Source organism: uncultured Caulobacter sp. (assembly GCF_937900395.1).
GTDB lineage: Bacteria > Pseudomonadota > Alphaproteobacteria > Caulobacterales > Caulobacteraceae > Caulobacter.
The window spans coordinates 1-19,864 of sequence record NZ_CALCDX010000073.1; the positions used below are offsets into that span (position 1 = coordinate 1).

The 19,864-nt window shown below is 66.0% G+C and carries 19 protein-coding genes and 3 tRNA genes; 4 read left to right on the forward strand and 18 right to left on the reverse strand.

Features of this window, described 5'->3' with window-relative positions; genetic code table 11:
• Positions 1-47 precede the first annotated feature (47 nt).
• The 3 genes from Q0379_RS06440 to Q0379_RS06450 form a co-directional block, all read right to left on the reverse strand.
• Positions 48-194 (reverse strand): hypothetical protein, encoded by a 147-nt coding sequence (locus tag Q0379_RS06440; protein WP_299005902.1) that lies wholly within the window; start codon positions 192-194, stop codon positions 48-50.
• 928 nt (positions 195-1,122) lie between these two features.
• Complete coding sequence (locus tag Q0379_RS06445; RefSeq protein WP_299005905.1) at positions 1,123-2,151, reverse strand: IS110 family transposase; 1,029 nt, start codon at positions 2,149-2,151, stop codon at positions 1,123-1,125.
• Between the two features lie 106 nt (positions 2,152-2,257).
• Positions 2,258-2,641, reverse strand: a complete 384-nt coding sequence (locus Q0379_RS06450) for a hypothetical protein (RefSeq protein ID WP_299005908.1) — start codon at positions 2,639-2,641, stop codon at positions 2,258-2,260.
• Positions 2,642-2,898: 257 nt separating this feature from the next.
• Between Q0379_RS06450 and Q0379_RS06455 the strand changes: the two genes are divergently transcribed.
• Together Q0379_RS06455 and Q0379_RS06460 are read left to right on the forward strand one after the other, a co-directional pair.
• Positions 2,899-3,219 (forward strand): hypothetical protein, encoded by a 321-nt coding sequence (locus tag Q0379_RS06455; RefSeq protein ID WP_299005910.1) that lies wholly within the window; start codon positions 2,899-2,901, stop codon positions 3,217-3,219.
• A 16-nt stretch (positions 3,220-3,235) separates the two neighbouring features.
• Complete coding sequence (locus tag Q0379_RS06460; RefSeq protein ID WP_299005953.1) at positions 3,236-4,915, forward strand: recombinase family protein; 1,680 nt, start codon at positions 3,236-3,238, stop codon at positions 4,913-4,915.
• Here Q0379_RS06460 and Q0379_RS06465 read toward each other — a convergent pair.
• The 12 genes from Q0379_RS06465 to Q0379_RS06520 form a co-directional block, all read right to left on the reverse strand.
• A tRNA-Arg gene (locus Q0379_RS06465) sits at positions 4,874-4,950 on the reverse strand. The two genes, Q0379_RS06460 and Q0379_RS06465, sit on opposite strands and share 42 nt — an antisense overlap.
• Before the next feature lie 28 nt (positions 4,951-4,978).
• Complete coding sequence (locus Q0379_RS06470; RefSeq protein ID WP_013078830.1) at positions 4,979-5,284, reverse strand: ETC complex I subunit; 306 nt, start codon at positions 5,282-5,284, stop codon at positions 4,979-4,981.
• Positions 5,285-5,310: 26 nt separating this feature from the next.
• Positions 5,311-5,387, reverse strand: a tRNA-Pro gene (locus Q0379_RS06475).
• A gap of 59 nt (positions 5,388-5,446) precedes the next feature.
• On the reverse strand, positions 5,447-5,908 hold the full coding sequence (locus Q0379_RS06480; protein WP_299005919.1) for a DUF192 domain-containing protein: 462 nt from the start codon (positions 5,906-5,908) through the stop codon (positions 5,447-5,449).
• A 73-nt stretch (positions 5,909-5,981) separates the two neighbouring features.
• Positions 5,982-6,575 (reverse strand): stationary phase survival cold shock domain protein CspD, encoded by a 594-nt coding sequence (gene cspD / locus Q0379_RS06485; RefSeq protein WP_299005922.1) that lies wholly within the window; start codon positions 6,573-6,575, stop codon positions 5,982-5,984.
• Between the two features lie 172 nt (positions 6,576-6,747).
• A tRNA-Glu gene (locus Q0379_RS06490) sits at positions 6,748-6,822 on the reverse strand.
• 134 nt (positions 6,823-6,956) lie between these two features.
• The gene (recJ, locus tag Q0379_RS06495) at positions 6,957-8,771 is read right to left on the reverse strand and encodes a single-stranded-DNA-specific exonuclease RecJ (RefSeq protein WP_299005956.1); all 1,815 of its coding nucleotides are present in this window, start codon (positions 8,769-8,771) and stop codon (positions 6,957-6,959) included.
• A gap of 68 nt (positions 8,772-8,839) precedes the next feature.
• Positions 8,840-9,817, reverse strand: a complete 978-nt coding sequence (locus tag Q0379_RS06500; RefSeq protein ID WP_299005925.1) for a class 1 fructose-bisphosphatase — start codon at positions 9,815-9,817, stop codon at positions 8,840-8,842.
• 60 nt (positions 9,818-9,877) lie between these two features.
• Positions 9,878-10,831: a class II fructose-bisphosphatase gene (glpX, locus tag Q0379_RS06505; protein ID WP_299005927.1), complete on the reverse strand. Its 954-nt coding sequence runs from the start codon at positions 10,829-10,831 to the stop codon at positions 9,878-9,880.
• A gap of 75 nt (positions 10,832-10,906) precedes the next feature.
• Complete coding sequence (locus Q0379_RS06510) at positions 10,907-12,196, reverse strand: homoserine dehydrogenase (RefSeq protein WP_299005929.1); 1,290 nt, start codon at positions 12,194-12,196, stop codon at positions 10,907-10,909.
• Positions 12,197-12,232: 36 nt separating this feature from the next.
• Complete coding sequence (locus Q0379_RS06515; RefSeq protein ID WP_099539099.1) at positions 12,233-13,453, reverse strand: LL-diaminopimelate aminotransferase; 1,221 nt, start codon at positions 13,451-13,453, stop codon at positions 12,233-12,235.
• Positions 13,454-13,562: 109 nt separating this feature from the next.
• Positions 13,563-14,003 carry a hypothetical protein gene (locus Q0379_RS06520; protein WP_299005933.1) on the reverse strand — a complete coding sequence of 147 codons (441 nt, stop codon included), beginning with the start codon at positions 14,001-14,003 and terminating at the stop codon, positions 13,563-13,565.
• A gap of 90 nt (positions 14,004-14,093) precedes the next feature.
• Here Q0379_RS06520 and Q0379_RS06525 point away from each other — a divergent pair, with 90 nt between their 5' ends.
• A complete protein-coding gene (locus tag Q0379_RS06525) occupies positions 14,094-16,067 on the forward strand; it encodes a class I poly(R)-hydroxyalkanoic acid synthase (RefSeq protein ID WP_299005939.1) in 1,974 nt (657 codons plus the stop codon).
• Here the strand turns inward: Q0379_RS06525 and argC are convergent.
• The 3 genes from argC to rplM form a co-directional block, all read right to left on the reverse strand.
• Complete coding sequence (gene argC, locus Q0379_RS06530) at positions 16,064-17,029, reverse strand: N-acetyl-gamma-glutamyl-phosphate reductase (RefSeq protein ID WP_299005942.1); 966 nt, start codon at positions 17,027-17,029, stop codon at positions 16,064-16,066. The genes Q0379_RS06525 and argC overlap by 4 nt on opposite strands.
• A 97-nt stretch (positions 17,030-17,126) precedes the next feature.
• Positions 17,127-17,600 (reverse strand): 30S ribosomal protein S9, encoded by a 474-nt coding sequence (rpsI, locus tag Q0379_RS06535; protein WP_299005945.1) that lies wholly within the window; start codon positions 17,598-17,600, stop codon positions 17,127-17,129.
• A gap of 3 nt (positions 17,601-17,603) precedes the next feature.
• Complete coding sequence (gene rplM, locus Q0379_RS06540) at positions 17,604-18,077, reverse strand: 50S ribosomal protein L13 (RefSeq protein WP_299005948.1); 474 nt, start codon at positions 18,075-18,077, stop codon at positions 17,604-17,606.
• Between the two features lie 235 nt (positions 18,078-18,312).
• Between rplM and Q0379_RS06545 the strand changes: the two genes are divergently transcribed.
• Entirely contained in the window at positions 18,313-19,713 is a 1,401-nt protein-coding gene (locus Q0379_RS06545; RefSeq protein ID WP_299005950.1) for an alkaline phosphatase PhoX, read from the forward strand.
• Positions 19,714-19,864: the final 151 nt, after the last annotated feature.

Below are 19,864 nucleotides of genomic sequence, written 5' to 3' on the forward strand. Positions count from 1 at the left end.
ACCGGCGAGAAATCCCGGCCCGACCTGGTCCAAGGTTGGGGGCAAGGTCAGACCGAGACGGCGACCAGATCGGCATGGACCGGCGATTGGGGTCGGAAGAGAACGCCGGCCACCCCCAGGATAAAGCCCGACGCCAGACCGGTCAGATTCCAGCGGTTATCGACGATCTTCTGCACCAGGCTCTTTAGGTCCAACAGTCCGCCCCCTTCTGGCCGGTTTGGCGAGGCGCCGCCATGGCACGCCCCGGCGTCATCCGTCGTCACACGCCATCGACCGGATCGCGCTTTGCAATCCTGTCGGCTCACTGGTGAAAAGGCGGTCGCCCCAAACCCGTCGACCGTAACGCGCCCCTGAAGGGTTATAGTTGCGCTGAAGAAAACCTCTCCGCAAGGTGGCGAAGCATGGCCGTACCGGCGCCGGGTTCAGGATCGGACCAACCTCGCCGTGCCTCGATCAAGAGTGGGTCGAGACCGGCGCGCTGCTAAAGCCGGCGCGCAACGATCACCGCCCCCCTTCTAAACGAGGCAATCGAAGATCCGGCTCAGCGCCGACAACCAGGCCGATCAATGTCGAAGGACGACCTTACCCTGGGCGCCGGCCGCGACGGCGTTCTGGGCCGCGCCGATCTGTTCCAGCGGAAAGATCTGGGCGATCGGCATCTCCAACAGGCCACGCACCGCATGGGTCCTTGTCTGGTCAAGGTCAAGGGACAGCCGCGACGACGTCCCGCCAAGAGGCGCACGACCCGAGCGCGGGAGCCTAACGCGGCCTGACCGAGCAGGGCGTACACGGATTTCCAGGGGGCGACGCTCATGCGCGCCGCCCCGGCGATCCCCGCGCACCAGAGCAAGACGCCGCGGCCCAACGCCTCGCTTCTCTAATCGGGCATCGGGGTCAAGCTCGTTGATCTAGCGGCCGGGGTCGTTCACGCGGGTCACGCTTCTCTTCGCAGTCTGATGGCTCCTTGCGAGCGGAGCCGCTGCACGCATGCATGGGATCAGGGTCTGGAGAGCCGCGCTTATGGACGCACTGAAGGTGCAGCAGACATTTTCGGCTTCATCCATCCCGTCGTCCGCATGGGACGATCCGGCCAGGATCTGAGGGTGGGCAGTGAGGGTCAGGTCATGCCGCAGCCTCCAATCCCAGGCGGAAGTCGGAGCCATCGACCCACATGCGGTGCAGGACGACAGCGATCTTGCGGGCCACGGCAACGATGGCGCGCCGCCGGCCCTTGGTCTTCATCAGCCGCACGCCCCAGGCCTTCAGACTGGACCAGGTGATGGAGCGCATCAGCATGGCGTTGGCCGCCGCATAGAGCGTGGCGCGCACGTCGGCGTCACCGGCGTGGGAGATGCGGCCGGGATTGTCTTTCTCGCCGGACTGGAAGCGTCTGGGCGTCAGGCCAAAGTGCGCGCCGACGGTGCGCGAGCTTTTGAATCGAGCGGGATCATCGACGGCGGCCTTGAAGCTGAGCGCGGTGATCTCGCCCACGCCCGGCACGCCCATGAAGCGCTGGCAGACCGGATCGGCATGGGCGGCCTTGCGGACGCGGCGGTCGAGCTCGGTGAAGGTGTCGAACAGCACGCGCCTGGCCTGCAGCATCGGGAGCATCGCGTGGCTCAGCGCCGGATCGTTCTCGATGGTGTCGCGCACGGCGATGTCGAAGCCGCCGCGCGACAGCCGCAACGGCAGCTTCACGCCGAAGATCTTCAGCAGCCCACGGATCTCGTTCTCCAGGTCGATGCACTTGCGCTGCATCACCTTCCGGCAGGAGATCAGGGCGCGCAGGTGGTGGCTCTCGACGCTCTTCACGTGGACCCGGCTGTACCAGCCCGACCGCAGGATCTGGGCGATGCCGCGGGCGTCGTGCTTATCGGTCTTGTTGCGCATGGCCGACAACGCAGCGCTCACCTGACGCGCTTCCATGCACACGACGTCGAAACCGGCTTCAGTCAGCCCATAGGTCAGGTGCTGCGTCAGCGTGCCGGCCCCCAGCCCGACCTGATGGATCGGCTCGCCGAACTCGCGCAAGCAGCGGACCAGGTCAGGAACCTCAGAAGGCGCCGATCGCTCGAGCCGCACCTTGCCGTCCTGGTCGATAATGCAGATCGCCACTGACCGCAGCGACACATCCAATGCAGCGTAGAACATCGTCGTCTCCCTTCGTCTCGGCTGAAACCGAGACCTTACTGGGAGCTCGACCCTTCAGGGGCCTGCCCGATTACGCATGCTTATGGCGCCCATCACGTCGTGGGGATCAACCGAACAGAACCTGCCCTTGTCCGATCACCCAGAACTCGATGATGCGATCCTTCGGGATCTGGAAACCGCGCTTCTCAAGCGCGGCGGCATCGTCGGGATGGAGACGCCCCTTGCGCCCATGGCTGGACGTGCCGTCCAGATTCACAGCGACAATCTCCCGACCTTTCCGGTCATGGACATGGCCGTGGATCTGCCCCTGCCCCGCCAAATGCGTCGGCTGGTCGATCCGGATGTTGTCAGGAAAGCGACCCGAAATCCATTTGCCTTCGTTCAAGGTCAGCCAGCCATCGCCGTCTTTGATGGTGACGCCGGTAATCTCCGGCAGGTCCTCCGGAAAACAATCATCGACGATCTTCATGAGGTCGCGCATATCAGTCATCTGCAATATACCTTTCAAAAAATGCAGTTTAGTTGCGGCTTAATTCCACAGTCCAAAAATACACCAAGTCATACCCAAAATGGAATATAAATCGCCGCAGCAAAACGCCCCGCGCGCGCCGCTCATGCCACTGGATTAAGGATCACACATGGGCCGCCGCCGGCTGGAGCACTGGCGTGTGCTTTTGGCCCGCCACCCAGGCGTCGACCAATGCCGAAGGCGCGAAGGCCCACCCGAAAGGCGGGCCAGAGCCAAGGATGGCGACGCGCTCTTCGCCGTTCGCCTGTCTCTTCACGCTAGAGCACGACCGCCCTCCGATCCGCTTTGCGCGTCCGGCCGGCAGGCTCCAGGCTCTGGGGATGGCCAGGAAACCCCGACCTCCGATCGACGAGAATCTCGATCTCTACGACTACGAAAATATTCTTCGGACGCGACTACCCAGCCCCCCTCCCCCAGCCGTCCCCCTGATCGTCACGGATGATTGGCCCGCGCGGGTCCCCATCGGCCTGCGCGAGATCGAGATCACCGAGACCCACTTGGAGAAGGTGCTGGCCGAATTGCTCGGACCGTTGCCCTGATCCCAGGAGTATCGGTATGGCACGCAAGATTGGATCCAAGACCGCCCCCGTCGTCACGCGCGCGGCGCTCTATCTGCGGGTTTCAACCGGCCGCCAGGCGGAAAGCGACCTCTCTATTCCCGATCAGCGACGACAGCTGACTGCCTATTGCGAAGCCAAGGCCTGGCCGGTCGCCAACGAGTATGTCGAGCCTGGCAACACCGCCACCGACGACAAGCGGCCAGCCTTCCAGGCAATGATCGACGCGGCCGTGGCCAAACCACCGGCCTTCAACGTCATCCTGGTCCACTCCTTCTCCCGGTTCTTCCGCGATCAGTTCCAGTTCGAGTTCTATGCGCGCCGGCTGGCCAAGAATGGCGTCCGTATCGTCTCGATCACCCAGGAATTGGGCGATGACCCGATGGGTCTGATGATGCGTCAGATCATGAACCTCTTCGACGAGTACCAGTCGCGGGAAAACGCCAAGCACACCTTGCGGGCCATGAAGGAGAACGCCCGGCAAGGGTTCTGGAACGGCGCGCGCCCACCGATCGGCTACCGGATCGTCGCCGCGGAGACACGCGGCGCGAAGACCAAGAAGAAGCTGGAGATCGATCCGGTTCAAGCCGACAAGATCCAGCTGATCTATCGCCTGGCGCTGCACGGCGAGCACAATACCGGTCCCATGGGATTGAAGGCGATTGCGACCCATCTCAATGAGAAGGGCCTGACCACGCGAGATGGCGGACGCTGGGGAATATCCTCCGTCCACAACACCCTGACCACCACGACCTATATCGGCGAGCACATCTTCAACAAGCGGTCGGAGAAGACCGGAGAGTTCAAGGACGAAGAGGAACACGTTGTCCTCGACGTTCCGCCGATCGTAACCCGGGAGCAGTTCGACGCCGTTCAGCGCAGCCTGTCCCTGCGCAGCCCCAAGACCGCGCACTCACAGGCTTACTGCGGCCCTACCCTCCTGGGCGGGATCATCTTCTGCGGAAAGTGCGGTGGGGCCATGACCCTGCGTACCGGCAAGGGTAACGGCGGCCAGTACCGCTACTACACCTGTTGCACGCGCGCCCGGGTCGGCAACAGGGGTTGCGGCGGCCTCTCCGTGCGGATGGATCGCGCCGACGCCGCCGTGATCAACCATCTGGAGACCCGGCTGCTCGACCCCAAGCGGCTGGCCAGCATGATGGACAATATCGTCGATCGCCGCGACGCCTTCGTGCAGCGTCGGGCCAAGCACATCGCCGACCTTCGCAAGATGGCCACCGAGACCGACGCCAAACTCCAGCGTCTCTACCAGGCGATCGAGAACGGCGTCGCCGACGCCAGCGACCCATCTCTAAAGGCTCGGCTCAATGAACTCCGGGACACGCGCGACAGCCTGCAGGGCGAAGCTCAACGCGCTGCGGCGGCGATGGACCGCATGGGCCCCAATCTGACGCCGGACCTGCTTCGGCGCTTCGCTGAAGCAACCCGCGTCATGCTACGGGATGAAAACGGGATCTATCGGCGCGATCTGCTGAAGGCCGTGGCGCAGCGGATCGAAGTGACCTCGAAGACCGCGATGAAGATCAGCGGCTGCAAGGTCGAGTTGCTGAGAACGCTTTCAGCGAACAATGGCGTGGAGGCGGCGGCTCTCGACGTTCGTACGCGTGAACCGGAGTGGCGCGCCCTGCAGGATTCGAACCTGCGACCGCTCGCTTAGAAGGCGAGTGCTCTATCCAGCTGAGCTAAGGGCGCGCGCTGGCCGGCCTTGCCCGCGAGAGCCCTAGTGGGTCCAGGGCTGCTTGCGGTTGGCGGCGAAGTTGTCGGCGTAGGCCTTGATGATCCGCTTGGGGGTCTTGGGCTCGAACAGCTGGAACGCGATCTCGTGGCGCTGGGCGTAGGCCACGGCCTCGTCGCGGGTGTCGAAGGTCAGGCGGATCTGGCCATTCATGTCGCTGGATTGGGTCCAGCCCATCAGAGGATCGGGCTTGCGGGCCGAGGCCGGTTCGAACTCCAGCACCCAGTCCTTGGTCTTGGCCTTGCCGGACTGCATGGCGTTCTTGGCGGGGCGATAGATGCGGGCCAGCATGGACCTCTCCCAAAGTGCCTTACCGATGGTCGGAGCGGCAGGATTTGAACCTGCGACCCTCTGCTCCCAAAACAGATGCGCTACCAGGCTGCGCTACGCTCCGAAACATCGGCAGGCGGCTGCTCTACAGGGGTTCGGCGCGCGGATCAACGGACGTAAGCCTCAGACCTTCGGGAAGATCCTGTGCAAAACCCGGTCGCCGGGCAAGATGCCGAGCTGCGCGGCCCGTCCGCCGGCGATCTCAAGCACGCCTAGAACCAAGCCGCCCGACGGCAACGGCGTCTCGTCATGCGGCCGCGCATTGCGGACGATCGAAAGAATTCGACCGTCCGGCTGGATATAGATGATGTCGAGCGGGATCAGCGTGTTCTTCATCCAGTACGACGCGGGTTGCGGACGCTTGTAGGTGAAGAGCATGCCCCGATCGGGCGCGAGAGACTTGCGGAACATCAGCCCCCTCGCCTGCTCGGCCTGGGTGGCGGCGATCTCGACCTGGAAGCGAGCGCGACCGCGGCTGGTGACGACCTCGACCGTCTCCAGCTTGGCTGCAGCAGCCAGCGCTTCGCCGAAGCCGAACGCCCACGCGCCTCCCGCCAAGGCAAGAATCGCGCGCCTATCGATCATGCGCTTCACCACGCGTCACCTCGTCCGAAAGCTAATCTCAACAAGACTAGCTTCCGGATAGAGACGGCGAAAGTCAGGCGTCTCCGGCGGTGATCTCGGCGACCACCAACCCCTTGGGGCCACGGGCGAACCGCACCAGGACGTCATCGCCGGGTTGAAGGTCTTCCAGACCTCCGCGCCGAAGCGTCTCGATATGGACAAAGATGTCGCCCGGCTCGGCGTCGCGCACCACGAAGCCGTAGCCCTTGGTTCTGTTGAACCACTTGACCTTGGCATGCTCGGCCGGCCCCTCCGGAACCAGCGCGCCACGGCCATGGCCGTCCGCGCGCGGACCGTCGCGCCGCGGCGGACCGTCGGCGAAGGTTCGCCTCTGGCGCTCGATCGGCATAGGCGCCGAGCTTTCGTCGAGATTGACGACCTCGCTGACCTGCCAGCCCTTTGGCCTTCGAACCACGTCGCACACGATGACCGCGCCTTCCAGGGCGGTTTCGCGCCCGCAATTGCGCAGCGACGTCACATGCAGAAGCACGTCCTTCAGCCCGGTCTGGCCTGGATCATCGGGTATGATGAACCCGTAGCCTTTCCCGGCGTCGAACCACTTCACCTTGCCGCTGATGCGCACGAACTCTTCGTGCGCCGCGGCGTCCTCAAAATCGTAACCAGACATCCCACCCCTCTGGCTCGCCTGATCAGCCCATCGGAGCGAGCACACGAGAACAGTGTTCTCGCGTAAGGAGAACCGTCAATGACGAAATCACGTCAAACGGCTACGCAAGCGTCATCCGCGACATTTCGCCGCAGACACAATCCGGAAACATTCTGAAAAACACAGCCGAAGATGGCAGTCCCTAGGGGAGTCGAACCCCTCTCTCCAGATTGAAAATCTGGCGTCCTAACCGATAGACGAAGGGACCATGGCCCCGCGAGGAAGCGGGTGTATAGCCGCGCCTCTTGGGCCGCGCAACCCGCTGGAAATCATTTTTTCGCTCCGTCCACATCCTCTGGCGCGGCCCACGGGGATTGACGCGAGAGACCGCCAGACGGGCGGCTAGGCGTAGCGCGCCCGTGGATCGTGAGCGTCCTCGATCTCGAACTGGACGCCGTTGCGACCCATGTAGTCGTCCGGCTTGAGTCGGCCCGCGACATCCAGCGCGCCGCCGCCGGCGAGCAGCCGCTGCCCCAGGGGCGTTTCGGCGCTGCGCCAGCTGACGGCCTTGATTCGATCCCCCGTCGGACCGACCAGATCGAGCCGCACATGTCCGCCCTTCAAGGCTGTCACGCGATCGGGCCGCACCTGAGTCATGGCGAACATCGGCTCGGGATTGCCGGGACCGAAGGGCGCCAGGCGCAGGAAATCGTCGTGTAACGCCCGGCTCGCCGCCCGCGGCTGGAGAAGGACGTCGATCTCGACCGCCTCGGCGCCCGCCGCCTCCATCTCGCCGGCCAAGCGCTCCTCGAGAAACGCCCGGAACTCGGGAATTATCTCGGGACGGATCGAGAGCCCCGCCGCCATGGCGTGCCCGCCGCCCGCCATCAGGAGCCCCGCCTCGAAAGCAGCCTGGATCGCGCGGCCCAGATTCACGCCCGGCTGCGAGCGGCCAGAGCCTTTGCCGACATTGGCCGCGCGGTCGATGCCGATGACCACCACCGGCTTGCGATAGCGTTCGCGAAGACGACCGGCGACGATGCCGATCACGCCCGGGTGCCAGTCTTCGCCGGCGACGACGATGACTGGCGCGTCGGGGTTGAGATTGCCGCGTTCCAGGATCGCGGCGGCCTCTTCGACAACCGCCGCCTCGACCGCCTTGCGCTCGGTGTTGAGGCCGTCCAGTTCCTCGGCCAGAGCCCGGGCCTCGATGGGATCGTCGGTCGACAGAAGCCGCGCGCCGAGGTCCGACCGACCGATGCGACCGCCGGCGTTGATTCTGGGCCCGAGGATGAAACCGGCGTGGAAGACCGACGGCGGCCCCGAGCCCTTGCCGACCTCGAACAGCGCCTTGAGCCCCGGATTGGCCCAGGCGCCCATGGTCCGCAGGCCCAGCGCCGTCAAGGCGCGGTTGAAGCCAACCAGTTGGGTGACGTCGCAGACCTCGCCCAGAGCGACCAGGTCCAGCCATTGGCGCGGATCCGGCTGCGGCCGTTCGTCCGTGAACAGACCTCGCTTGCGCGCCTCGCGATTGAGGGCGGCCAGCAGGACAAAGGTGACCCCGGCGGCGGCCAAGACGCCCTGCCCGCTCTGGCATCCTGGACGGTTCGGATTGACGACGGCGGCGGCCGCGGGCGGGTCTTCGCGCATCAAGTGGTGGTCGATGACCACGACCTCGAGCCCGATCTCCCCGGCGCTGGCGATGGCGTCGTAGGCGGCGGCGCCGCAGTCCAGGGTCACGACCAGTTCGGCGCCGCTCTCGCGGATCTTGCGGAACGCGGCCGGGCTGGGCCCGTAGCCCTCGGTGAGGCGATCAGGAATGTAGATCGGCAGTTCGACGCCCATATAGCGGAACCACCGGACCAGTTGAGCCGCGCTGGTGGCCCCATCGACGTCGTAGTCGGCGAAGACCATGGTCGGCCGGCCCTGCTCCAGAGCGTCGATCAGGATCTCGGCGGCCCGATCCATGTCGGTGAAGCTGGATGGATCGGGGAACAGCGCCTTCAGGGTCGGGCGCAGATAGTGCTCCGACTGGTCGAGCGACACGCCTCGCGCCGCCAAGGCGCGGGCCAAGGGCTCGATCAGCCCGTGGCGCTGCTGGATATCGCGCACCACCAAGGGATCGGCGGCGCGCTCGCGCCAGGCTCTGCCGCTGAGGGAGCGTTCAACGCCGAGGAAGGCGCTGGGAACGAGATTGGAAACACCGTCGGCGGCCATGGCGGCAGAGTATCCGGTCATGCGGATTCGCTCCATGCGACACCGCTATGACAGTCCCGGACGTAAGATCAGCCGCGCAGCGTCTCTGCGCGAACCTCTTCCACCTCGTTGGCCGAGCCCAGGACCACCGGCACGCGCTGGTGCAGCTTGGTCGGCTGGATGTCGAGGATGCGTTCGGCGCCGTCGGTCGCCTTCCCGCCCGCTCGCTCGACCACCAGGCCCATCGGGTTGGCTTCGTACATCAGGCGCAGCTTGCCGGGCTTGCCCGGCTCCCGGGCGTCCCACGGGTACATGAAGATCCCGCCGCGCATCATGATGCGATGGACGTCGGCCACCATCGAGGCGATCCAGCGCATGTTGAAGTTCTTGGCCCGAGGACCTTCCTTACCCTTCAGGCATCCGTCGATATAGCGGCGCACGGGCTCGGCCCAGTGGCGCTGGTTCGACATGTTGATCGCGAACTCGGCGGTGTCGGGCTTGATGGCGAGATCCGGATGCGTCAGCAACCACCGCCCATCGGCGCTCAGCGTGAAGGCGTTGACGCCGCTCGACAGCGTCAAGACCAGCATGGTCTGCGGGCCATAGACGGCATAGCCGGCGGCCACCTGATTGCGGCCCGGCTGCAGGAAGTCGGCTTCGGTCGGCGCGTGGTCCGCCGGCGCCGGCAACACCGAGAAGATCGTGCCGACCGAGACGTTGACGTCGATGTTGCTGGAGCCGTCCAGCGGATCGAAGGTGACCAGATAGCCGCCGACGCGGCCGGTCGGTTCGACCTCCTCCAGCTCTTCCGAGGCCAGGCCCGCGACGGGGCCACAGGCCTTGAGGGCGTCGCTCAGCATGTCGTTGGTGATGACGTCGAGCTTCTTCTGCTCCTCGTCCTGCACGTTGGTGCTGCCAGCCGCGCCGAGGCTGCCGGACAAGGCGCCCGACGCCACGACGCGGCTGATCTGGGCGCAGGTCTCGGCGATGGTCGCAACGACGTCCTTAAGCGCGGTGTCAGCCGGCTCCTTCAAGAGCCAGGCGCTCAGGTCGACAAAGGCGGTCATTCGTATCCTCGAGAGAAAGCAGGCCGACCGCCCCTACAGGACGGGCGTGACAGGAAGATCTCAGACCTTCCGCTTCATACGCACCTCGCGGACGGTGCCCGTCGAGGAGTTCATCACCAGGGTGTGGGTGTGGACGCAGCCGTCGCGGAAGACGACGCCGTCGACCAAGCCGCCTCGCGTCACGCCCGTGGCGGCGAAGATCGCCTCGTCGCGAACGATCTCGTGCAGGTCGTACTTCTTGTCGAGGTCGGTCACGCCCCAGCGCGCGGCGCGCGCCCGCTCATCGGCGCTGCGGAATAGCAAGCGACCCTGGAATTGGCCGCCGACGCACTTTAGCGCCGCGCAGGCCAGAACGCCCTCCGGCGCGCCGCCGGAGCCGAGATAGAGGTCGATGCCGGTCGAGGGATCGGTGGTGTTGATGACGCCGGCGATGTCGCCGTCGGTGATCAGGTGGATGCGAGCCCCGGCGGCGCGAACCTTGGCGATGATTTCGGCGTGGCGCGGACGGTCCAGCACGCAGACCGTGATCTCGGTCGGGGCGACGCCCTTTGCCTCCGCCAGCGCCTTGACGTTCTCGGCCGGCGAGCGATCCAGATCGATCACGCCCGGCGGCAGGCCAGGACCGCACGCGATCTTGTCCATATAGGTGTCGGGCGCGTTCAGCAGCGTGCCCTTGGGAGCCCAGGCCATCACTGTCAGCGCGTTGGGCTGGGCCTTGGCGGCCAGGGTCGTGCCTTCCAGCGGATCCAGCGCGATGTCGATCTGAGGCCCTTCCCCCGTCCCGACCTTCTCGCCGATGTACAGCATCGGCGCCTCGTCGCGCTCGCCTTCGCCGATGACGATCTCGCCGTCGATGTTCAGCTCGTTGAGCGCATTGCGCATGGCGTCGACGGCGGCCTGGTCGGCGGCCATCTCGTCGCCACGGCCCAGCATCGTCCAGGAGGCGATGGCGGCGGCCTCGGTCACGCGAACGGCGTCCAGGACCAGCGAGCGGTCCAGGGGGTTCGAACTCATCCGTTTCTCCCGACCTCCGCAGCCGGAGGCCTAGTTCCCAATGTCGCCTTCGCCGCCCGGATTTTTCCCAGGTCGTTAGATGCGCGCGACGCGCAGAAGGCGGGGACGCTCTAGCACGGTCTGCAGCTTTTCGATGCGGCTAATCGCATCCAGCAGCTTCGATTCCGGGGTCGCATGGGTAACGAGCACGATCGGCACCCCGCCGGCGCCCTCGATGGGCTTTTGCAGGAAGCTGTCGATCGAGACGCCGCATTCGGCCAAGGTCTCGGAGATGGCGGCGATCACGCCGGGCTGGTCCTGGACCATGATCCGCAAATAGGCCTTGCCGACCGCCCGGGCCGGGTCGATGGCGATGAACGGCTTCAGCTCGCCGGCCGGGGCCTGGAACACCGGACGCACGGCGCGGGTCATCACATCGGCGATGTCGGCGGCCACGGCTGCGGCGGTCGGGCCGGCGCCCGCGCCGGGGCCCTGGATGAAGATCCGACCGATCCGGGTGCCCTCGATGAACAGCGCGTTGAGCGCCCCGCCGGCCTGGGCCAGCGGATGATCCAGCGGGACCAGCGACGGATGGACCTTCACCGCGACGCCGTCTTCGGCCTTGGCGGCGCCGGCGATCAACTTGATGCGATAGCCCAGGTCCTTGGCCAGCTTGATATCGAGCAGGTCGACGTCGCTGATCCCTTCGATCTCGGCCGCCTCGAAGTTCGGGGCGCAGCCGAAGGCCAGGGCCGCCAGGATGCTGATCTTGTGGCCGGCGTCGAAGCCGCCGACGTCCATGGTCGGGTCGGCCTCGGCATAGCCCAGGCCTTGCGCCTCGCGCAGCACGTCGGCGAACGACCGCCCGGTCTTCTCCATCTCCGAGAGGATGAAGTTGCAGGTGCCGTTGAGGATGCCGGCCACGCTGACGACGTCATCGCCGACCATGGCTTCGCGCAGCATCTTCACCGCCGGGGTGCCGCCCATGACGGCCGCCTCGAACAGCAGCGGCACACCCTGGGATTCGGCGAGCGCGGCGAGCTCGGCGCCATGCACGGCGATCAGCGCCTTGTTGGCGGTGACCACCGGCTTGCCAGCCTTCAAGGCGGTCTCGACAGCGGCCTTGGCCGGACCATCGGAGCCGCCGATCAGTTCGACGAACAGGTCGACGTCCGGCGAGGCGGCCAGGGCCACCGGATCGTCGAACCAGGCGAGGTTCGAGATGTCGACCGTGCGCGGCCGCGACTTGGAGCGCGCCGAGACCGCGGTCACGACGGCCTTGTCGCCGGCCGGCGCGAAGCCGGGCCGGTCGGCCAGGAATTGCAGGAGGCCGCCGCCCACGGTGCCCAGGCCCGCGACGCCGACGCGCCAGGTCTTGTTCGTCATCTTCGAGTCCTCGTTACGCCGTCGGAAAGGCCTGCCTCAGGCCTGTTCCATCTTGTTGTGGGCCTTGGCCAGGATGGAGTCGGCGTTGGCGATGAATTTCTTCACGTTGCGCGCGGCCTGACGGATGCGGTGCTCGTTCTCGACCAGACCGATCCGCACATAGCCTTCGCCGTACTCGCCAAAGCCGATGCCAGGGGCGACGGCGACGCCGGCCTCCTCGATCAGCAGGCGCGAGAACAGCATCGAACCCGCCTCTCGATAGGGCTCGGGGATCTTGGCCCAGGCGAACATCGAGGCCGGCGGATTGGGGATGTCCCAGCCCGCGCCCTGCATCGACTTGATCAGGGTGTCGCGGCGGCTCTTGTAGATGGCGCGGATCTCATCGACGCAGTCCTGCGGACCGTTCAGCGCGGTCGCGGCCGCGACCTGCACGGGCGTGTAGGCGCCGTAGTCCAGATAGGACTTCACGCGGGCAAGGGCCGCGCAGATGCGGGCGTTGCCGACCACCATGCCCACGCGCCAGCCGGCCATGGCGTAGGTCTTCGACAGCGAATTGACCTCGACCGCGATGTCCTTGGCGCCATCAACCTGCAGCACCGACGGCGGCGGGTTGTTGTCGAAATAGATCTCGCCATAGGCCACGTCGCTGATCACCAGCAGGTCGTGTTTTTTGGCGAGCGCGATGGCGTCCTTGTAGAAGTCGAGGTCCACCCATTGGGCCGTCGGGTTCGACGGATAGGACAGGATCAGCACGCTGGGCGGCGGCACCGAGTGCTTCACCGCGCGGCTGATGTTGGAGAGGTACTCCTCCGGCGACAGGGCCGGAACGTGGCGGATGATGCCGCCGGCCATGATGAAGCCGAAGGCGTGGATCGGATAGGCTGGGTTCGGGCAGATGATCACGTCGCCAGGACCGGTCAGGGCCTGGGCGAGGTTGGCGAAGCCTTCCTTCGAGCCCAGGGTCGCGATGACCTCGGTGTCGGGGTTCAGCTTCACGCCGAAACGGCGGCCATAGTAGTTGGCCATGGCCTTGCGCAGGCCCGGAATGCCCTTCGAGGCCGAGTAACGGCCGGCCTTGGGATCCCTGGCGGTCTCGATCAGCTTGTCGACGATATGCTGCGGCGTCGGCATGTCGGGATTGCCCATGCCGAAGTCGATGATGTCAGTGCCCTCGGCGCGGAGGCGCGCCTTGATCTTGTTGACCTCTTCGAAGACGTAGGGCGGAAGGCGGCGGATACGGTGAAAATCGGTGCTCATGACGGCTCGTTGCGCCGCGTCGGCGCTTTGGGAGCGAAAAGTCGGGCATGGATAGACCCCGAGCGGGGTCAAGCCAAGCCGGTTCAAGGAAGATTATGCCTCCGTCGCCCTATTGGGGCTGTGACGGAGGCGCGCTAGCTCGGCCGCGGGCTGCGCGGGCGAAGGCTTCGGTGTTGGCGCGATCGGTGTCCGTCGGCGCTTCGAAGGCCGGGGGCGTGACGTCGCGACGGGCCTTGGCGGCGTAGGCCTCGGTTTCCTTGAGTTCCCAGGTCGACGGCGCGGTGGCGCGCGTCAGCGCGTCGCCGGCGGCCTGCTGCTGGGCGACGGCGCCGCGAATCTGATCGGCGCTGGGAATGTCGCTCGGGATCGCCGGGATCTCGGAGAGCTTGAGGCGCGCGCCCTTGGTCTTGGCGGCGGTGGCGACGGCAGCGGCCACGGGAGAACTCGGGTCCACCGGCGCGGTCTTGAACGGGCTAGCACAGGCGCTCGCGCCGGCCGCCAGGCCGACGATAAGACCGAAACGCAGGATTTTGCGGGTTTCGCCGTTCATTGGTTCTGGTCTTATGCGATGATCGCGGCGAGCGGAAGGCGTTCGACGTCGCTTTTCGCGAACTGGCTTTGGACAAGCGGAGGAAACCTCATGGCCACGGCGAAGGCCGCCCCCAAGCCCAAGAAGAAAGCCGCGCCCAAGACCGACAAGAGTCAGGCCAAGGCCCCGCCCAAGACAGCCGCTTCGCCAGAGCCCCCGCCGCCCCCGAAGACCGAGTCGCCGAATCCGGCGACGGGCGTCCCGCCCCTGCCCCCGTTCGACACCCTGCTGTCGCCCGAGCAGGTGAAGCTGGTCGAGACTCTCTCGGCCAACCTGGCGCGCGCGGCCGTCACGGCGCAGGGCGCGATCGCCGAGGCGGCGCTGCGTCAGGCCGATCGCCCCGCCGCCCTGACGCCCGATCCCTTCCACGTTGCGCCGGCCCTCAACGAGGTGATGACGCGCCTCGCCGCCCAGCCCGACCGGCTGATGCGTGCGCAGGCCGACCTGTTCTCGCGCTACATGGATCTCTGGCAGTCGGCGGCCCGCCGCGCCGCCGGCGAGGAGGTCGCGCCGGTGGTCACGCCGGCCGCCGGCGACAAGCGGTTCAACGATCCCGACTGGGCGTCGAACCCGATGTTCGACATGATGAAACAGTCCTACCTGCTGTCATCGAACTGGCTGAACAGCCTGGTGGCCGAGGTGGACGGCGTCGATCCGGCGACCAAGCGGCGGGTCGAGTTCTTCACCAAGATGCTGACCGACGCCTTCTCGCCGTCGAACTTCCTGATGTCGAACCCCGCCGCCCTGCGCGAAGCCGTCCAGACCCAGGGCGAGAGCATCGTCCGGGGCATGGAGAACTTCGCCGCCGATCTCGAGCGCGGGGGCGGTCAGCTGGCGATCAGCCAGACGGACCTAGCCAAGTTCAAGGTGGGCGAGAACGTCGCCACGGCCTCCGGCAAGGTCGTTTATCAGAACGACATCCTGCAGCTGCTGCAGTTCGATCCCAGCACCGAGGCGGTCTGCGAGATCCCGCTGCTGATCTTTCCGCCGTGGATCAACAAGTTCTACATCCTGGATCTTCGCCCCGATAACTCGATGATCCGCTGGCTAACCAGCCAGGGCTTCACGGTCTTCGTCGCCTCGTGGGTCAATCCGGACCGCAAGCTCGCCGACAAGACCTTCGAGGACTACATGATCGAGGGCGTCTACGACGCCACTCAGCAGGTCATGACCCAGTGCGGCGTCGATAAGGTCAACACGGTCGGCTACTGCATCGGCGGCACCCTGCTGTCGGTCGCCCTGGCCCACATGGCGGCGCGTGGCGACAAGCGGATCAACTCGGCCACCTTCTTCGCCGCCCAGCAGGACTTCGCCGAGGCCGGCGACCTCCTGCTGTTCACCAACGAGCAATGGCTGCGCTCGATCGAGCAGCAGATGGATCTGGCCGGCGGCTTCCTGCCCAGCCAGTCCATGGCCGACACCTTCAACGCCCTGCGTGGCAACGACCTGATCTGGTCGTTCTTCGTCAGCAACTACCTGATGGGCAAGGAGCCCCGCCCCTTCGACCTGCTGTTCTGGAACGCCGACCAGACGCGGATGCCCAAGGCGCTGCACCTGTTCTACCTGCGCAACTTCTACAAGGATAACGCCCTGGCCAAGGGCGAGCTGACGATCGGCGGCGAGCGGCTGGACCTGTCGAAGGTGAAGATCCCGGTATTCGTCCAGTCCTCGAAGGAGGATCACATCGCGCCCTATCGCAGCGTCTTCCGGGGCGCGAAGCTGTTCGGCGGACCGGTGACCTTCATGATGGCTGGCTCCGGCCACATCGCCGGCGTGATCAACCCGCCGGGCGCCAACAAGTACCAGCATTGGATCAACGAGCAGACCTGCGAGTCGCTCGAGACCTGGCAGGCCGGGGCCAAGGAGTTCCCTGGGTCCTGGTGGCCTTACTGGGGCGAATGGCTGAAGGCGCGCTCGGGCGATCAGGTCCCGGCGCGCGACCCGTCCAAGGGCAAGCTGAAGCCGCTCGAGGACGCCCCGGGCAGCTTCGTGCTGGTGAAGTCGAACGAGGCGGACGCGGGCTAAAGCCCCGCGTCTTCCTTCAGGCCCAGGGCGATGTTCAGGTTCTGAACCGCCGCGCCCGAGGCGCCCTTGCCCAGGTTGTCGAGCAGAGCCACCAGGCGCGCCTGGCCGCTGGTGTCCGAGCCGAACACGAACAGCTTCAGGCGGTTGGTGCCGTTCAGGCCTTCCGGGTCCAGGGTCGTCAGCGCCTTGGCCTCGTCCAGCGACGCGACCTCGACGAAGGCCTCGCCCTTGTAGTGCTTTTCGAGCACCGCGTGGATGTCGGCCAGGGACGTCGCGCCGTTCAGGGTCGAGAAGTGCAGCGGCAGCTCGACGATCATGCCCTGGGCGTAGCGGCCCACGGCCGGCGTGAAGATCGGACGGGTCAGCAGGCCGCCGTGCTTCTGCATCTCGGGCACGTGCTTGTGGCTCAGCGACAAGCCGTAGATGAAGTACGGCTCGCGCGTGTAGTTCGGAGAGGCTTTGTCCTCGAACTGGGCGATCATCGCCTTGCCGCCGCCGGTATAGCCCGAGACGGCGTTGTACGAGACCGGCAGCTCGGCCGGCAGGATTCCCGCGCTGACCAGCGGCCGCGTCAGGGCGATCGCGCCGGTCGGATAGCAGCCCGGGTTCGAAATCCGCTTGGACTTGGCGATCTTGCCCCGCTGCTCGCCATCCAGCTCGGCGAAACCGTAGGTCCAGTCCTCGGCGGTCCGGTAGGCCGTCGAGGCGTCGATGATCACCGTGTCCGGATTGGTCACCAGCGAGACGGCCTCCTTGGCCGCGTCGTCGGGCAGGCACAGGATCACCGCGTCGGCGCCGTTCAGCATCTCGGCGCGAGCGTCCAGGTCCTTGCGCTTGTCCGGATCGATCGAGACCAGCTGGAGATCCGTGCGGGCCAGCAGGCGCTCGCGGATCTGCAGGCCGGTGGTGCCGGCTTCGCCGTCGATGAAGACCCTGGGGAAGACCTTGGGGGCGCTCGCCATGGGCGGACTCCGATCCAGACAGAACAAGGAAAAAGACCAAGAAAAAGGGCGCTTCGGAGACCCGAAGCGCCCTCTTCCAAACGCGTACGAACCGCGCTTAGCGCTTCGAGAACTGGAAGCTGCGGCGGGCCTTGGCCTTGCCGTACTTCTTACGCTCGACGACGCGGCTGTCGCGGGTCAGGAAGCCGTGCGGCTTCAGGACCGGGCGCAGGCCGGGTTCGTAGTAGGTCAGGGCCTTCGACAGGCCGTGACGGATCGCGCCGGCTTGGCCCGACAGGCCCGAGCCTTCCACGGTCACGACGACGTCGAACTGACCGAGGCGATCGGTCACTTCCAGCGGCTGGGCGATCATCATGCGCAGCACCGGACGGGCGAAGTAGACTTGCTGGTCACGACCGTTGATCGTGATCTGGCCCTTGCCCGGCTTGATCCAGACGCGAGCGATCGCGTTCTTGCGCTTGCCGGTCGCGTAGGCGCGGCCTTGGGCGTCGATCTTCGGTTCGGCCGGAGCGGCAGCTTCCGGGTTGCTGGACAGGCTGGCCAGCGCGTCAAAGCCTTGAGCGTCAGTCATAGCTTAGAGGCTCCGGATGTTCTTGGCGTTGCGGCCCGCGAAGTCGACGACTTCGGGGTTTTGCGCTTGGTGCGGGTGCTCGCCGTTGTTGTAGATGAGCAGGTGGGTCAGCTGCTTGCGAGCCAGCGGGCTCTCCTTGGGCAGCATGCGCTCGACGGCCTTCTCCAGGACGCGCTCGGGGAAACGACCGCCCAGCACCTTGCGCGGGGTGGTTTCCTTGATGCCGCCCGGGTGACCGGTGTGACGGTAGTAGACCTTGTCGTCCAGCTTCTTGCCGGTGAACTTCACCTTGTCGGCGTTGATCACGACGACGAAGTCGCCGCAGTCGACGTGCGGGGTGTAGTCAGGACGGTGCTTGCCGCGAAGACGCATGGCGATGAACGAAGCCAGACGGCCGACAACGGCGTCCTGGGCGTCGACCACGATCCACTTCTTCTCGACCTCGGCTGGCTTCAAGGAAGCCGTGATCTTCTGCATGGGATTGATCCGTAATTTCTAGGCGTCCGACCCCGAGAAATCCGGTTTCGTCCGTGTGAGGCGCGGCATTTACGGAAGGGTTCGCGCGCTGTCAACAATCGCGGCGCAGAAACTTGCAAAACCCAACAAAAACAAAGCATTGAGTTATACGGTAACATAATACCGCAAACCCCTATTCAAACTGTCATGAAAGGCGTGCATAGCCGTCCGCGTTACACTTTAACAGGGGCGTTCCATGACCTTCTCCCGCCGCGGCTTCATCGGCGCGACCGCCACCAGCCTGGCCTTCGCCGCCTTCTCCGCCCGCGCCCAGGACGAGGCCGTCGAAGCCGAGACCTATCTGAACGAGGTCGAGGGCTACGGCGCCCTGATCCCCGATCCCAAGGGCATGATCGATCTGCCGCCGGGCTTCCGCTACCAGGTCATCTCCCAGGCTGGCGAGACGATGAGCGATGGCCTGCTGGTCCCCGGCAAGGCCGACGGCATGGGCTGTTTCGCCGTCGACGCCGAGCGCGTGCTGCTGGTCCGCAACCACGAGCTTTCGGTCAGCGACATCCACAATGGCGCGTTTGGCCTCGGCGAGCGCCTGATCGACCGCATCGACCGCGCCAAGGTCTGGGACTTCCAGAACGGCCAGCGCCCCCTGCCCGGCGGCACGACCACCCAGCTGTACAACCTCAAGACCGGCCAGACCGAGCGCCAGCACCTGTCCCTGGCCGGCACCCTCGTCAACTGCTGCGGCGGCGTCACGCCCTGGGGCTCGTGGCTGACGTGCGAGGAGACAACGATCGAGGCGGGCCTCGAGGTCGGCAAGGATCACGGCTGGGTCTTCGAGGTTCCGGCCGCGCATGTCGGCCTGGTCCAGCCTGTCGCCCTGAAGGGGTTGGGCCGCTTCAAGCACGAGGCCGCCTGCATCGATCCGCGCACGGGCGTCGTCTATCTGACCGAGGACGTCGCCGACGGCCTCTTCTACCGCTTCCTGCCCAACGACCGCCGCAACCTGGCGGCCGGCGGCCGGCTGCAAGCCCTGGGACTGGCCGACGCCCCTGAAGGCGGCGACACCCGCAACCAGGAGGAAAAGACCTTTCCAATCGGCGCCACGAAGGCCGTGCGCTGGATCGACCTGGACGGCGTCGACAATCCCTATGACGACCTGCGTCGGCGCGGCCACGCCAAGGGCGCGGCGATCTTCTGCCGGGGCGAAGGCGTGTTCTTCGGCCAGGGCGAGCTCTACTTCGCCTGCACCGCCGGCGGCGCGGCTGGCTCGGGCCAGATCTTCCGCTACGTTCCCTCGGCCGTCGAAGGCCAGGCCGGCGAGAAGGACCAGCCCGGCAAGCTGCAGCTGTTCGTGGAAAGCCAGAACGACCGCGTGCTCGACTATGCCGACAACCTGGTCGTCGCGCCGTGGGGCCACGTGATCGTCTGCGAGGACCGCTATTCCGACACCCTGCGCAATCACCTGCGCGGCGTCACGCCCCAAGGCAAGGTCTACACCCTGGCCCGCAACGTCTTCACCGGGAACTCGGAATTCGCCGGCGCCTGCTTCTCGCCCGACGGCGGCACGCTGTTCGTCAATCTGCAGAACCCGGGCGTGACCCTGGCGATCACGGGGCCCTGGGCGAGCGTGAAGGCGTAGAGAGGCCATGAATCGTCATCCTCACGCGGCTTGCCGCTGAAGGTGTTGGGGAGGCGACGGAGCGGCCGGGCGAACCCGGAGACCGTAGGGTTTGATTTGCGTTTCGGCTCGAACGTCCGCTCCGCCAGGCTGTTCTTGCCCGTGAGGATGG

What these genes read in the sequence shown, in the direction of transcription:
- Q0379_RS06445 (WP_299005905.1), bottom strand. Translation starts at nt 2,151, where the DNA reads ATGTTCTACGCTGCATTGGATGTGTCGCTGCGGTCAGTGGCGATCTGC.
- Q0379_RS06450 (WP_299005908.1), bottom strand. Translation starts at nt 2,641, where the DNA reads ATGACTGATATGCGCGACCTCATGAAGATCGTCGATGATTGTTTTCCG.
- Q0379_RS06455 (WP_299005910.1), top strand. Translation starts at nt 2,899, where the DNA reads ATGGCGACGCGCTCTTCGCCGTTCGCCTGTCTCTTCACGCTAGAGCAC.
- Q0379_RS06460 (WP_299005953.1), top strand. Translation starts at nt 3,236, where the DNA reads ATGGCACGCAAGATTGGATCCAAGACCGCCCCCGTCGTCACGCGCGCG.
- Q0379_RS06470 (WP_013078830.1), bottom strand. Translation starts at nt 5,284, where the DNA reads ATGCTGGCCCGCATCTATCGCCCCGCCAAGAACGCCATGCAGTCCGGC.
- Q0379_RS06480 (WP_299005919.1), bottom strand. Translation starts at nt 5,908, where the DNA reads ATGATCGATAGGCGCGCGATTCTTGCCTTGGCGGGAGGCGCGTGGGCG.
- cspD (WP_299005922.1), bottom strand. Translation starts at nt 6,575, where the DNA reads ATGTCTGGTTACGATTTTGAGGACGCCGCGGCGCACGAAGAGTTCGTG.
- recJ (WP_299005956.1), bottom strand. Translation starts at nt 8,771, where the DNA reads ATGGCCGCCGACGGTGTTTCCAATCTCGTTCCCAGCGCCTTCCTCGGC.
- Q0379_RS06500 (WP_299005925.1), bottom strand. Translation starts at nt 9,817, where the DNA reads ATGACCGCCTTTGTCGACCTGAGCGCCTGGCTCTTGAAGGAGCCGGCT.
- glpX (WP_299005927.1), bottom strand. Translation starts at nt 10,831, where the DNA reads ATGAGTTCGAACCCCCTGGACCGCTCGCTGGTCCTGGACGCCGTTCGC.
- Q0379_RS06510 (WP_299005929.1), bottom strand. Translation starts at nt 12,196, where the DNA reads ATGACGAACAAGACCTGGCGCGTCGGCGTCGCGGGCCTGGGCACCGTG.
- Q0379_RS06515 (WP_099539099.1), bottom strand. Translation starts at nt 13,453, where the DNA reads ATGAGCACCGATTTTCACCGTATCCGCCGCCTTCCGCCCTACGTCTTC.
- Q0379_RS06520 (WP_299005933.1), bottom strand. Translation starts at nt 14,003, where the DNA reads ATGAACGGCGAAACCCGCAAAATCCTGCGTTTCGGTCTTATCGTCGGC.
- Q0379_RS06525 (WP_299005939.1), top strand. Translation starts at nt 14,094, where the DNA reads ATGGCCACGGCGAAGGCCGCCCCCAAGCCCAAGAAGAAAGCCGCGCCC.
- argC (WP_299005942.1), bottom strand. Translation starts at nt 17,029, where the DNA reads ATGGCGAGCGCCCCCAAGGTCTTCCCCAGGGTCTTCATCGACGGCGAA.
- rpsI (WP_299005945.1), bottom strand. Translation starts at nt 17,600, where the DNA reads ATGACTGACGCTCAAGGCTTTGACGCGCTGGCCAGCCTGTCCAGCAAC.
- rplM (WP_299005948.1), bottom strand. Translation starts at nt 18,077, where the DNA reads ATGCAGAAGATCACGGCTTCCTTGAAGCCAGCCGAGGTCGAGAAGAAG.
- Q0379_RS06545 (WP_299005950.1), top strand. Translation starts at nt 18,313, where the DNA reads ATGACCTTCTCCCGCCGCGGCTTCATCGGCGCGACCGCCACCAGCCTG.